Here is a 13642-nt window from a genome sequence, read left to right on the forward strand (position 1 = left end):
TGGCCGGTACGGGAGTTCAGCCGGCAGGCAGCCGGTTGACGGCGTGGTCGCCGGTGGCCCAGAGATGCTGGACGGCGTAGGCGCGCCAGGGTCGCCATGCGGCGGCACGGCGGATGAGCGCGGCAGGGGTGACGGGAAGGCCGAGCACGCGGGCGGCGGCGCGGATCCCCAGGTCGGTGGGTATGAAGGCGTCGGGGTCGCCGAGAGCGCGCATCGCGATGGTCTCGACGGTCCAGGGCCCGAACCCCGGCAGCGCCGACAACTGGGCGCGGGCTCGATGCCAGTCGCCTCCGACGCCGAGGTCGATCTCGTCGGCGGCCAAGGCGGCGATCAGCGTGGCCAGTGTGGTGCGGCGGGCCCGAGGGAGCGCGAGCGCCGCGGGGTCCATCGAGGCGAGTGCCGCAGGGTCGGGGAAAAGATGGGTGAGGGCTCCGGCGGGGTCCGTGATCGGTTCGCCATGGGCGGTGACCAATCGGGCCGCGTGGGTGCGGGCGGCCGCGGTGGACACCTGCTGACCGAGCACCGCGCGCACCGCGAACTCGGACGGGTCGACGGTGCGGGGCACTCGGCGGCCGGGAGCCTCCTCCACGAGGGGGGCGAGCACCGGGTCGCCGCAGAGAAGACCGTCGACGGCGACGGGATCGGCGTCGAGGTCGAGCAGCCGCCGGCACCGGCCGATCGCGGTGGAGAGATCGCGGAGGTCGGTGAGGGCCAGCCGGCAACCGACGTGATCGGACAGGGGGCGCAGATCGGCGATGCCGTGGCCGTGCGGCAGGCGCAGAGTACGGCGGTACGCACCGCTCCGCCACTCCTCCACTCCGGGTACGGCGGTCGCAGCGAGATGCCCGAACAGGTTGTCCGGGCAGAGCGGGGCCCGGAACGGCAGCCGCAGCGACAGAATCCCGGGGGTGACCGCCGGACGTCCGTGGGCGGCGCGCTCCCGTAGCTGGGTCGGGGTCAGGGCGAAGACCTGCAGCACGGTGTCGTTGAAGGCCCGGATGCTGGAGAACCCGGCGGCGAAGGCGACGTCGCCCATGGGCAGGGCGCTGGTCTCGATCAGTAGCCGGGCGGTCTGGGACCGTTGTGCCCGTGCCAGTGCGAGCGGGCCCGCTCCGAGTTCGGTGAGCAGTTGCCGTTCGATCTGGCGGGTGCTGTAGCCGAGCCGCGCGGCCAGGCCGGACACCCCCTCGCGGTCGACGACCCCGTCGGCGATCAGGCGCATCGCCCGTGCTACGACGTCGGCGCGCCTGTTCCACTCCGGAGAGCCCGGACTGGCGTCGGGCCGGCAGCGCTTGCACGCCCGGAACCCGGCCGACTGCGCCGCGGCGGCGCTGGGATAGAAGCGCATATTCTCGATCTTGGGAGGTACCACCGGACAGCTGGGCCTGCAGTAGATCCCGGTGGTGATCACCCCGCCGAAGAACCAGCCGTCGAACCGGGCGTCCTTGGACTGCACCGCCCGGATACACCGGGCCACGTCGTCATGCATATCGTCAGCATTCCCCGTGCTCACTCCGGGTGCTGGCGGAAAACCGACATGACCTCGGCGGCGGCCCGGCACCGGTTCATCCGCGAGCTCATCCGGGTCCGGAGGCCGCCGCGGATGAGCCGCCGCACCGGACCCGAGCCGTTGCGCGGGCCCTCAGCCGACCGGCTCCGGAGGCTCCCCCGGACCGGGCACGCGGAGTGGTACGGCCTGCCACCAGGTGCCGCATCTCCACAGCCATTCCAGCGGCCCGTACCGGAACCGGCCCAGCCACCAGACGCTGAACCCGGCCTGTGCCGCGATGACCGAGGCGGCCAGGGCGAAGACCACCCCGTAGGACTCCGATCCCACCAACCCCAGCGGTCCGATGAGGAGCAGTACGAGGGCGGTGGCCACCACGTAGTTGGTCAGGGCCATCCGGCCGAGTGGCGCCAGGGCGCGGCAGGCGACCGCTCCGGCCCGGGTGCGCAGCCACAGCAGGAATCCGCCGGTGTAGGCCATGGCCGCGGACAGTCCGGCGACGGCGGCGACCGGCCCGCCGTACCCGGCGAAGCGTTCGCGGAGCGGCATCGTGAGATACCAGATCGTCAGGGGGACGGCGATGGCCAGTCCGGCCACCAGCAGCCCGGTGAGCATTCCCGGCCGCCGCTCGACGTCCCGGACCAGGCCGGACCGGGCGGCGGCCATCCCGAGCAGGAAAAGGCCGGGGACCAGGAGAACGCCGCCCCCGGCCACGACCAGTGCGGCCGCCGAACCGACGGCGCCGAGCACGAGCACCGCCGTACGCGGCAGGTAGGAGGCCGGCAGCAGGAAGAGGATCCCGAAGAGGGCGTACGGCAGCAGCGCCTCACCCGGCTGCGCGAGGTGGTGCGGTATCCCGAACCCGGCCAGGATGACGAGCCTGCGCAGCAGCACCAGCCTCGGCCGTCTGGCCCGCCCTCGGGCCGACTCCAGGAAGAGCGCGAATCCGATCCCGAACAGGAACGAGAAGATCGGGAAGAACCGCTGGTGGAAGCCGACGTCGACGATGAGCCCCGAGACGGTGGCGTCGTAGCGGTACATCTGCGCGAGCTGGGTGATGTTGACGACCAGGATGCCGCCCAGCGCTAGTCCGCGCAGCGCGTCCAGAGCCTGGACACGTGCCCGCCGGAGAGAGGGCCGTGACGGAGAAAGGGACAAGGACATGATCCACAGCCTGGTGGTCCCCCGATGTTCGCCGCCGCCTCCTTCCGGTTAGTTTGCCCGTCGATCGACCAACGCGGAGAAGCCGGGCCGCCGGTCCGGGAAGACCCGGGAGAAGACGGGTCAGACGACCCAGCGTCTGCCGATCTCCTCGGCGCTCGGTGCCGGGCCGGGCGGGGAGGCGGCCTCGGTCAGGCGCAGGGCGTCGAGCATCAAGGTCAGATACCGCCGTCTGATCTGCGAGGTGCGCTCCTTGTCGCCGAGATGCAGGGCGGCGAGCTGCTCGAAGATCATCGACATGTCGGTGGCGTCCAGACCGGGGCGGAGCACCCCGGCCTGGACGGCGCGGTCGAAGACCCGCGTGGCGAGATCGGAGGCGTGGGCGGCCGCGCGGCGAAGGTGCTCGTCGGGGGTGAAGGTGCCCGCCAGATTGATCGTCAGGGAGTGGACGTCGGCGTCCACGATCCGGCGGATGAAGCCGGCGAAGGAGTTCCATGGGTCGCCCTCCTCGGCCAGGGCGGCCTCCGCCTCGGCGGCGAAGGTTTCCAAGCCGTCGGAGCACAGCTGCCGCAGCAGGTCCTCCTTGCCGGCGTAACGGCGGTAGAGCGCGCTGATGCCCACTCCGGCACGCTCCGCCACCGCCGCGATGGGGGCACCCGGGTCGGCGACGAAGACCGCGCGGGCGGCATCGAGGATCACCTGGTCGTTACGGGCGGCCTGGGCTCTGCGCCCGTTCATGGGCGTGGTGGTTGTCTCCATCACGCCAATATAACCAATGGAACAGTATGTTCCGTTCTATTGATGAACAAAAACCTGAGAAAATCCATCGCGCCGACCGCCCTGTCTGGGTGCCGAGCCTGCGCGGGGCCACGTCGGTCGTCGATGGGTCCCCGTGGCGTCGTTCCTCTCCCGGATGGGTTGTCGACAATCAGGGGCCTGCCTGTTTTGCAGCCATGGGGCAGCAGGGCGAGGAGACGCGCGGCCGAAGGAACGCCCGCCCCGCGGGCTGCCGGTCCGATGATCGGTCAGGAGCTCAACGCGTAGAGCACGTCACGAAGAGCCTCCTCGCGATCGCCGAGCCAGACCAGGCGCAGGGCCAGGGCGGGGGCGGGGCATTCGAGCTCCACCAGGGCGCCGGCCGCCAGGTCCTCGGCGATCGCGAAGTCGGGAAGCAGGGCGATGCCCAGCCCTTGCTTGGCCCATTCCCTGACGGCGACGACGCTGGACAGCTCCCGCCGTCCGGTGCCGAGGTCGGTCAGCCGGTCACAGGCCATCCGGATCGAGCAGCCCGGACCGGTCGTCAGCAGTGTGTCGGCGTGTTCCGCCGGGGACGCGACCATGGCCAGCCGCACGTCTCCGACATCGAGGAAGTCCAGTCCCGGCGGGGGTGCGAACCCGAGGGCGCCGAGCTGTACGCCGGAGTCGAGCAGCAGACCGGCGTCGAGGGTGCCCTGGGCGATCCCGTCGAACATCAGCTGCCGGGTGAGCACGATGACGTCGAAATCGATGTCGGGGCGGAGCTCCGCCAGATGTCGCATGATGCCGGGCAGCCGGGTCGCCGCCAGCATCTCCAGCGCGCCCACCCGAACTTTCCGCCTCCGCCCGGTCACCGCGAGCCGTACCGACTCGGCGTGGTCGAGCAGTCCGCGGGCCTGGGTGAGCAGGATCCGTCCGGCTTCGGTGAGCCGCATGCCCTGCGCGGTGCGGTCGAAGAGCGTGACCCCGAGAGACCCCTCCAGCCTGCGGATCTGCTCCGATGTCGTCGCCGGAGCCAGGTCGAGCAGTTGCGCCGCCCCGGTGATCGTGCCCGTCCCGGCCACCGCGACGAAACCTCGTAGCTGTCGCAAATCCATGGGTGAAGCATACGGTTTTCCCGAATGCCCTGTACGGCTGCGACGGTTGAGGTGGAATGTCTGATTCAGCAGAGTTGCGGCATGCTCGCGACATCATCCTCCCGGCGGCTCGTCGGGATTTCTCTCGCCTACTTCCTCGTTCTCCTTGACACCACCGTGCTCACCGTCGCCCTGCCCGACCTGCGCGCCTCACTGGGCGGGTCGTTCGCCGGGCAGCAGTGGGCCGTCAACGGATACACGGTCGCCTTCGCCGCGTCCCTGCTGACCGGTGGTGCGATCTCCGACCGGTACGGCGCGGCCCGGGTGTTCCGGGTGGGTGTCGCCGGGTTCGGGATCGTGTCCCTGATCTGTGCGTTCGCTCCCGGCCTGGAGATCCTCATCGTCCTGCGGGCGCTGCTGGGTCTGGCGGGCGCGCTCTGCCTGGGCAGTTCCCTCGGACTGATCGCCCAGCTCAATCCCGATCCCGCCCGGCGGGCGCGGGCCATGGGAACGTGGGCGGCCCTCACCGGCACCGCGCTCGCCGCGGGCCCGCTGCTCGGCGGCCTGCTCGTGGAGTCCTACGGCTGGCGCGCGGTCTTCCTCATCAACCCGCCGCTCGCGCTCGTGAGTCTCGTCGCGGTCCGGGGGCTGGTGTCCGGCCCCGGGACACGCGGGATCGGCTGGCGGACGCAGGCCGCGGCCTGCGCCTTTCTCGCACTGCTCGCCGCGGCGATCACCGAGGCCTCCGTCCTCGCCGGGGCGCTCGCCCTGGTGGCGCTCGCCGTGCTGGTCCTGCTGGAGCGGGGCGCCGCCGTGCCCGCGCTGCCCGGCGGGCTGCTCCGAGCCTCCTGGACGATTATGCTCGCCGGCGCGGTGGTGAACTTCGCCTTCTCCGGCGCGCTCTTCGTGATCACCCTTCTGCTGCAGGACGGACGGGGCTTCACCCCGCTGGAGGCGGGACTGGCGTTTCTGCCGCTGACCGTCCCGATGACCTTCAACGCCTTCTTCACCGGTCGTCTCGTCGCCCGGTACGGCCCGAGGCCCTCGATCCTGGCAGGTCTCGTCCTGCTGACGGGAGGCCTGCTCCTGGCCCCCTCGATAGTTGGAATGATCATTATAGGTTTCGGGCTGTCGTGCTGCCTGCCCGCCCTGATGGCCGGCGTCGTCGCGATGGCCCCGCCGGGTACGGCGGGCACGGCGGGCGGCCTGCTCAACGCGGCACGTCAGACCGGCGCGATCCTCGGAGTGGCGGTGATGGGCGTCGTCGCGCACGGTACGGCCGACGGCACCTCCCACGCCCTGCTCGTGGCCGCGGGCCTCACCGGGCTCGTTCTCGTGGGCCTCGCCGGTTCTGCTCTCGCTGCCCGGCGCCGTACGTCAGGTCGGGAGGGCCGGGTTCCCGTACAGCCGTCGACATGATCGAGAGCCCTGTTCCGGGTCCCGGATCAGGTGGGCCCTCTCGTGGTCAGGCTCCGGCCGACGGCCTCGGACGCGGCCCCGGTCGGCATCCGGCCGGGGCCGGAAAAGGGGAAAGACCCGCGCGCGGCGGGTCTTTCGCAGGGTGAGGTCAGGCGGCGGGGGTGGGATCGCCGGCGAGTGGGAAGCGCAGGATGTTCCGTCCGGTGTAGGCGCGCAGGTCGACGACCTTGGCGTCCGTGACCGACTTCCGGCGGGTCGCCGAACGGATATCTCTGATCTTGAGCCGCGTGACATATGGCGGCACGACTGCGAATCTCCTCATTGGGCCCCCCGGCGTGATGAATCCGTTATGCGAGATATCTCTACAGAGAGACGCGTAAAACCGCTGTAAAGTTCCGCTCAGTAAGGGAGGCGGCGGCCTGACGGCGACCGCAGGTCCAGGCCGGGCGTGCGGGCGGGACGGTGCCGGCTCTGTGGCCGGTTGATCCTGATTCGTCGCATGGATGCGCTCTCCCGCTCTCTCGTGCTCACCGTTCCCCGGGCCAATCATGATCCACTGCTGTGGGCAGGTACGGCCGATCGGCTCGCACGGATGCCCGTGCGAGCCAACCTAGCCCGGTGGCACGACGCCGATCAACCGGTTTGGTTACGCAAGGAACCCGCGACCGAACGCGTGGTGACGGCAATCCGGTTCCATGCGTTGATCGCCGCGATCGCGATCACCAGTGCGGCCAGTGCCTCCGGCTCGTAATGCCTGGCGGCCTCGTCCCACACGTGGTCCGGCACCGTCTCCCCGCGGTCGCTGAGCCGGGTGGCCTCCTCCGCCAGGGCCAGCGCGGCCCGCTCCGCGTCGGTGTAGTACGGGGCATCCCGCCAGGCGGCCACCGAGAACAGCCGTTCGTCGCTCTCGCCCGCCTTCTTGGCGTCGTGGCTGTGCATGTCCACGCAGAAGCCACAGCCGTTGATCTGACTGTCCCGCAGCTTCACCAGTTCCAGCGTGGCGTGCGGCAGCCCGCACGTGGCCAGGTATTTCTCCAGGCCGAGCATGGCCTGGTAGCCCTCGGGGGCGAGTTCCCCGACGTTGATCCGTGCCTTCATCGCACACTCCTCAGTTTCTCCGGGTTCATCACAATGAAGATCTCCGTCACCCGGCCGTCGGCCACGGTCAGCCCGAAGACGCCGCTCAGCTCGCCGTTCCGGAACCGCAGGAGCCCCGGCCAGCCGTTGACCGTTGCCGGAGCGAACCGGCTGGAGACACCGAGCCGAACGGCCACCCTGATCAGGAAGCGGGCCACCTGCTCGGCACCGTGGATCGGCCGTCTGGCCGCGTGGACCACGCCGCCGCCGTCGCTGCGGAGCACCACGTCCGGATCGAGCAGCGCCACCAAGGCGTCGATGTCGTCGCCCGTGCTGGCGCGGGCGAACGCCTCGACCACCCTGCGGTGCTCGGTCGCGTCCACCTCGAAGCGGGGCGCCCGGGCCGCGACGTGCTTGCGGGCCCGGGTGGCGAGCTGGCGGCAGGCCGCAGGGGAGCGCCCGACCGCCTGGGCCACCTCATCGAACGACAGCCCGAACACGTCGTGCAGCACGAACGCGGTGCGCTCGGCCGGGCTGAGCGACTCCAGCACCACCAGCATCGCCATGCTCATCGACTCGGTCAGCGTCACCCGGTCCGCCGGGTCGGCCTCGGCCACCACCGGCTCGGGAAGCCACGGCCCGACGTACTCCTCCCGGCGCACCCGCGCCGAGCGCAGTACGTCCAGCGCGAGCCTGGACACCGTCACCACCAGCCAGCCGGTGACGTCCTGGAGCTGCCCGCGCTCTGCCCGGCCCAACCGGAACCAGGCGTCCTGGACCACGTCCTCGGCCTCGTCGAGACTGCCGAGCAGGCCGTAGGCCACGCCCACCAGCCGCGGCCGGATGGCCTCGAACTCGGCTGCGAGATCTTCATCGCCGTTCACACAACAAGGACGAGACATCTTCCCAGTCTGTGACACCGGGCGAACTATGGTGTCCACCGGCACGTTCAACAAGCCGGTGAACGGAGATTCGATGAGCACCGGACTGATCGACGGGGATCCGCAGCGGCTGGGCGACTACTGGCTGGCCGGGCGGCTGGGCGCGGGCGGTCAGGGAGTGGTCTACGAGGCGTACGACGCCGAGGGCACGCGGGTCGCGGTCAAGGTCCTGCACGGCGACGCGGGCACCGACCCCGAACTGCGCGACAGGTTCGGACGTGAGGCGGCCGCCGCCCGGCGGGTCGCCTCGTTCTGTACGGCAGGCGTGATCGACGCCGACCTCGACGGGCCCAGGCCCTACATCGTCTCCGAATACGTCGAGGGTCCCAGCCTGCGCAGAGCGGTCGCCGACGGGCGCCGCTTCACCGGAGGCGACCTGCACCGCCTGGCGACCGCGATCGCCACCGCGCTGACCGCCATCCACGACGCCGGAGTCATCCACCGCGATCTCAAACCCGACAACGTGCTGCTCGGCCCGGACGGCCCCCGGGTCATCGACTTCGGCGTCGCCCGCACGGTGGACATGTCGCTGACCGCGACCGGCATGGTGGCGGGCACCCCCACCTACATGGCCCCCGAGGTGTTCATGGGCCGGCGTGCGGACACACCGGCCGACGTGTTCGCCTGGGGCGGGATCATGGTCTTCGCCGCAACCGGAGTCGACCCGTTCCGGGCCGAGAGCCTGGGCGGGGTCATGCACCGGGTGCTCTCCGTCGAGCCCCAGCTGGACATGCTGCCCGAGCGGCTCCGCCCGTTCATCGCGGCCTCGCTCGCCAAGGAACCGCAGGCCAGACCGTCGGCGAAGGAACTGCTGCTCGCCCTTGTCAGCGGCGACAACCGGCTCGACACACCCCGCCTGCTCGCGGCGGGCAGCGATGCCGGAGCCCGGATCCGGGCCGTCTCCGCCGACCCGGCGCTCGGCACCCTCGCCGAGGACGCCTATGCCGCGCTCGGTCCGGCCGAGCGGGACCTCGCCCCCGAGGTCTTCCTCCGGCTGGTCACCGTGACCGACGACGGCGAGCCGGCCGTACGGCGGGCACAGTGGGCCGAACTCCTCGACGGGCGGCACGAGGACGAGACCGCCGCCATCCGCCGGGTGGTCCAGGTCTTCGCCTATCTGGTCGCCCACGACGACAGAGAGGTCTGGCTGTCGCGGCCCGCCCTGCCACAGGCATGGCCCCGGCTGCGCCTGTGGGTGCAGGCCAACCGGGACGGCCTGGCCGTTCATCGGGGGATCCTCACCGCCGCGTGGCGCTGGCAGTCCCAGGGTCGCAGGGACGGTGACCTGTTCCAGGGCGACACCCTGGAGAACGCCATGCACTGGGCGGCCACCGGCCGCCGCGCCATCACCCTGAGCCCGGTCGAGCGCGACTTCCTAGAGGCGGGCGCCGCGCTCACCAGGCTCCGCGCCCGCCGGGGACGGTTGCTCTCCATGACGCTGGCCGTGCTGCTGGTGGTCGCGCTGGCCGCCGGGGCGCTCGCCGTACAGCAGAACAGAGTGGCCGGCGCGCGCAGCGTCACCATCGCGCTTCAGCGTGACCAGGCGGAGGCCCGCCAGCTCGCCGCGACGGCCGACTCGCTCCGGGTGGCCGAACCGGTCAAGGCCATGCTGCTCAGCGTGGCGGCCTGGCGGCTGGCCCCGGTGGTGGAGGCCCGGGCGAGCCTGGCAGGCTCGCTCGCCCAGCGCGAGACGACCACCTTCCACGACCCGGCCACCGCCATCCAGACGCTCCGGGCGCTGAGCCGCGACGGGCGCACACTCGTCAGCGCGGGCGGGGGCGAGGCGCGGATCTGGGATGTGCGGACGGGCCGGCGGGTCGGCGGGTTCAAGGGAATCGGGGACGACCTGCGAGGGATCGCGCTGAGCCCGAGCGGCAGGACCCTCGCGGTGGTCAACGGCCTGGAGCTCACGATCTGGGACGTGGCCCGGGGCAGGCCGACCGGCGCGACCCTGGCCGTTCAGGGGCGTGAAGCCGGCGGTGACACCCAGGTCTTCTTCGGCCAGGCAGAGAACCGGGTGCTGGTCACCCAGGGGGAGGGCCTCACCGTCTGGAACCCCCTGACCGGCCAGAAGCGGTTCCCGCCCGCCGCCGGCCTGGACTTCGACACCGCCGCCGACGGACGGAGCCTCGTGGTGGGCACCCTCGACGGGGACGCGGCGGTCTTCGTCCTGGACGGCCTCGACCGGACCCCACTGGGAGACAGGTGCAAGGCCTGTGGGCCGCGTGTCGCCTACAGTCCCGACGGCAGGACCGTCGCGGTCAGCCGCGGGAAGACAGTCCGGTTGCATGACGCCCGCACCGGGACCGACCTGGAACGCCCGTTCACCGCGGGCAACGGCGGGAAGCTGCGCTTCAGCCCCGACGGCCGTTTCCTGTCCGCCACGGACGACACGAGCATCAAGCTCTGGCGCGTTCAGGACGGCAGACTCCTGCTCACTCAGCAGATCGACGCGTTCATGCCGGTCACGGCCTTCGACCCGGACGGGCGCACGCTGCGCTACCTCTCCGAAGGATCGGTCACCGCCCTCGACATCACCGCGCTGACCCGGCCGGTTCCGCTCAAAGGCGCTGGAACCCGCTGGGCGCGGCTGAGTCCGGACGGACGTCTGCTCGCCTCCAGGGACAGCCAGGCGAGCGAGGTCCGCCTCTGGGACGTACGGCGGCGCAGGCTCCTCGCGGCTCTGACCATCGGTCCCAAGGGCGCCGACGGATACTTCGCGATGGCCTTCAGCGGGGACGGCGGACGGCTGGCGGTCAACACCGGCGGGGAGAGCTCCAGGCTGACGATCTGGGACACCACCACATTCAGGCGGCTCGCCACCGTGCAGACCGTGCGTGAGGGGCAGGTGCCCGCCCTGGCGATGAACGCCGACGGCACGGCCGTGGCCTCCTACGTCCTGTACTACGACTCGACGAAGGCACCCGGCGGGGAGATCCACCTGTGGGACGTGCCCGGTGGCCGTCACCGCTGGTCCCGCCCCCAGGATTACGTCGAGGAGCTCAGGTTCACCCCGGACGGCAGAGCCATCGGGGTCGCCGGAGGAGAGCAGCGCCTCCTCGATACGGCGACCGGGAGACCGTTCGGAGACGCGTACGGTTCGCCGACCGTCGGCACCCCGGTGGAGGCACTGGCCTTCAGCGCGGACGGTGCCCGCTTCGTCACCGCCGACCAGGTCGGGCGGATGTCGGTGTGGGAGACCGGTTCCAGGAGGCCGGTCGGCACCCCGATCCGTGGTGGCGCCGGCGCCGGGGCGGAACTGGCCTACTCACCACACAGCGATGTGATCGCCGCCGGGATCGACAGCCGGTCGGTGGCGCTCTGGGACGTCGCGACCGCCCGCCGTCTCGGCCAGCCGATCATCACGGGGACCGGGGATCTGCAATCCCTGGCGTTCAGCGCCGACGGCTCCAGACTGGTCGCGGTCGACTCCGCGGGCATCCTGACCGAGCAGCCGGTCGATCCGGAGGCGGTGGCGCTCGCGGTGTGCGAGCGGGCCGGCCGTACCCTGTCACGGGACGAGTGGCGTGCCTACCTCGGCGATGTTCCGTACCGCGATGTCTGTCCCGCCTAGAGCCTTTGGAGGACGGTGGGTCCGACATCCGTGAAGGCCACGTGTTCTCTGCCTGCGTTTCCTGCACACATCGAGGGCATACCCCTATGAACACGATAAAAGTGTCGAGGAGGCAGGGCCCGCCGTCTCAGGGCGTGGAGGCCCTCGGCCGTCCAGTGGCGCAGACCGCCCCGCAGGGCTTTGCGCGTCACACGAGACGGTGTGCCGGCGGCCTGGGAACCCCGGCCCCTTGCGACCCGGGGTAGGACACATCCGGCCTGGGAAGACTCACCGCAGGTCGCCGTGATTTTAGGGGGAGACATGGCGCAATGTGAAGTCTGTGGCAATGACTATGACATGAGCTTCGAGGTGCACGCCCAGGGGGTCGTGCATGTCTTCGACAGCTTCGAATGCGCCATCCAGCGCATGGCGCCGATATGCGAGCACTGCGGGGTCCGTATCGTCGGGCACGGCGTCCAGGCCGGCCGGCGCTGGTTCTGCTGCGCGCACTGCGCCCGCCGAGAGGGCGCGGAGGCGATCGTCGACCGGGCCGGAATTCCCACCCAGCAGGGTGCGCAGGAGACGACCACCGCTTAGGCTGTCGACGGCCTGGACGGGAGCGTCTCCGGCGGTGAAATTCGTCATCGTCGCAGCACATCGGCAACATACGGCGCTTCGCCACTCGTTACCGGAAGTGCACCGTTCACTGTCGGGTGTGACCGGGACAGGACTCCGGGGGCAGACCTTACGGTGACGCACAGGCGGCGGGCCCGGCACGAATGATCGCGCCGGGCCCGTTGACTATCGGAAACTCAGATCAGCTCAGCGGCCAGCAGGTGGCGTGGGAGGTGATCTGCGAAGGTAGAAGACCAGGGTTCCTGGCTGTCACCGTCCAGGAGTTGCCGGTCAGGTTGGCGAGATTGCCGGTGATAAGAAGGCTGTCCGGGTTCTCGTATCCGCCATTGATCAGCGTGGTGTTGATCGGGCATATGGCACTGGCCGTCCCGGTGTCAGCACTTCCGACGACGACGGTCTCGTTGACATCCTGAGGGGCCACGACGACCCCCGCCGTTCCTTGTGGTCCTTGCGGTCCTGCCGGTCCGGTGGCTCCGGTGTCACCTGCGGGTCCGGTGTCGCCTTGCGGTCCTGCTGGTCCTGCCGGTCCGGTGGCTCCGGTGTCGCCTTGCGGTCCTGCTGGTCCGGTGGCTCCGGTGTCACCTGCGGGTCCGGTGTCGCCTTGCGGTCCCGCTGGTCCGGCGGCTCCGGTGTCACCTGCGGGTCCGGTGTCGCCTTGCGGTCCCGCTGGTCCGGCGGCTCCGGTGTCGCCTTGCGGTCCCGCTGGTCCGGCGGCTCCGGTGTCACCTGCGGGTCCGGTGTCGCCTTGCGGTCCCGCTGGTCCGGCGGCTCCGGTGTCGCCTTGCGGTCCCGCTGGTCCGGCGGCTCCGGTGTCGCCTTGCGGTCCCGCTGGTCCGGTGGCTCCGGTGTCACCTGCGGGTCCGGTGTCGCCTTGCGGTCCCGCTGGTCCGGTGGCTCCGGTGTCACCTGCGGGTCCGGTGTCGCCTTGCGGTCCCGCTGGTCCGGCGGCTCCGGTGTCGCCTTGCGGTCCCGCTGGTCCGGCGGCTCCGGTGTCACCTGCGGGTCCGGTGTCGCCTTGCGGTCCCGCTGGTCCGGCGGCTCCGGTGTCGCCTTGCGGTCCCGCTGGTCCGGTGGCTCCGGTGTCACCTGCGGGTCCGGTGTCGCCTTGCGGTCCCGCTGGTCCGGTGGCTCCGGTGTCACCTGCGGGTCCGGTGTCGCCTTGCGGTCCCGCTGGTCCGGTGGCTCCGGTGTCACCTGCGGGTCCGGTGTCGCCTTGCGGTCCCGCTGGTCCGGCGGCTCCGGTGTCGCCTTGCGGTCCCGCTGGTCCGGTGGCTCCGGTGTCACCTGCGGGTCCGGTGTCGCCTTGCGGTCCTGCCGGTCCTGCCGGTCCGGTGGCTCCGGTGTCGCCTTGCGGTCCCGCTGGTCCGGTGGCTCCGGTGTCACCTGCGGGTCCGGTGTCGCCTTGCGGTCCTGCTGGTCCGGTGTCACCTGCCGGTCCGGTGTCACCCTGCGGTCCTTGGGGTCCGGTGTCGCCTTGGACGCCTTGGGGTCCTATGTCGCCGGTGTCGCCCTTGGG

Annotated in this window: 11 protein-coding genes; 3 read left to right on the plus strand and 8 right to left on the minus strand. The window is 71.1% G+C overall.

The window, feature by feature from the left end:
- Window positions 1-16: 16 nt before the first annotated feature.
- From OHA77_RS32250 to OHA77_RS32265, 4 genes are all read right to left on the minus strand, one after another.
- The gene (locus OHA77_RS32250) at window positions 17-1489 is read right to left on the minus strand and encodes an AlkA N-terminal domain-containing protein (RefSeq protein ID WP_406313094.1); all 1473 of its coding nucleotides are present in this window, start codon (window positions 1487-1489) and stop codon (window positions 17-19) included.
- A 153-nt stretch (window positions 1490-1642) separates the two neighbouring features.
- A complete protein-coding gene (locus tag OHA77_RS32255) occupies window positions 1643-2671 on the minus strand; it encodes a DUF418 domain-containing protein (RefSeq protein ID WP_406313095.1) in 1029 nt (342 codons plus the stop codon).
- 120 nt (window positions 2672-2791) lie between these two features.
- On the minus strand, window positions 2792-3427 hold the full coding sequence (locus OHA77_RS32260; RefSeq protein ID WP_406313096.1) for a TetR/AcrR family transcriptional regulator: 636 nt from the start codon (window positions 3425-3427) through the stop codon (window positions 2792-2794).
- Between the two features lie 266 nt (window positions 3428-3693).
- A complete protein-coding gene (locus tag OHA77_RS32265) occupies window positions 3694-4521 on the minus strand; it encodes a LysR family transcriptional regulator (RefSeq protein ID WP_326824433.1) in 828 nt (275 codons plus the stop codon).
- 81 nt (window positions 4522-4602) lie between these two features.
- Here OHA77_RS32265 and OHA77_RS32270 point away from each other — a divergent pair, with 81 nt between their 5' ends.
- Window positions 4603-5919, plus strand: coding sequence for an MFS transporter (locus OHA77_RS32270; protein WP_406313097.1), 1317 nt, complete (start codon window positions 4603-4605; stop codon window positions 5917-5919).
- A gap of 148 nt (window positions 5920-6067) precedes the next feature.
- Here OHA77_RS32270 and OHA77_RS32275 read toward each other — a convergent pair whose 3' ends face one another.
- The 3 genes from OHA77_RS32275 to sigJ all read right to left on the minus strand — a co-directional run bounded on the left by OHA77_RS32275 (window position 6068) and on the right by sigJ (window position 7880).
- Window positions 6068-6223: a hypothetical protein gene (locus OHA77_RS32275; protein WP_406313098.1), complete on the minus strand. Its 156-nt coding sequence runs from the start codon at window positions 6221-6223 to the stop codon at window positions 6068-6070.
- Window positions 6224-6552: 329 nt separating this feature from the next.
- Window positions 6553-7017, minus strand: coding sequence for a carboxymuconolactone decarboxylase family protein (locus tag OHA77_RS32280; protein WP_406313099.1), 465 nt, complete (start codon window positions 7015-7017; stop codon window positions 6553-6555).
- Entirely contained in the window at window positions 7014-7880 is an 867-nt protein-coding gene (sigJ, locus tag OHA77_RS32285) for an RNA polymerase sigma factor SigJ (RefSeq protein ID WP_406313100.1), read from the minus strand. Before sigJ ends, OHA77_RS32280 begins: the two co-directional genes overlap by 4 nt.
- A 91-nt stretch (window positions 7881-7971) precedes the next feature.
- Here sigJ and OHA77_RS32290 point away from each other — a divergent pair, with 91 nt between their 5' ends.
- Together OHA77_RS32290 and OHA77_RS32295 are read left to right on the plus strand one after the other, a co-directional pair.
- The gene (locus OHA77_RS32290; protein WP_406313101.1) at window positions 7972-11511 is read left to right on the plus strand and encodes a protein kinase domain-containing protein; all 3540 of its coding nucleotides are present in this window, start codon (window positions 7972-7974) and stop codon (window positions 11509-11511) included.
- Between the two features lie 300 nt (window positions 11512-11811).
- Complete coding sequence (locus OHA77_RS32295) at window positions 11812-12087, plus strand: hypothetical protein (RefSeq protein WP_326824427.1); 276 nt, start codon at window positions 11812-11814, stop codon at window positions 12085-12087.
- A gap of 369 nt (window positions 12088-12456) precedes the next feature.
- Here the strand turns inward: OHA77_RS32295 and OHA77_RS32300 are convergent, their stop codons facing one another.
- The gene (locus OHA77_RS32300; RefSeq protein WP_406313102.1) at window positions 12457-13572 is read right to left on the minus strand and encodes a hypothetical protein; all 1116 of its coding nucleotides are present in this window, start codon (window positions 13570-13572) and stop codon (window positions 12457-12459) included.
- Between the last annotated feature and the right edge of the window lie 70 nt (window positions 13573-13642).

It is taken from the genome of Streptosporangium sp. NBC_01639, assembly GCF_045209755.1.
Lineage (GTDB): Bacteria > Actinomycetota > Actinomycetes > Streptosporangiales > Streptosporangiaceae > Streptosporangium.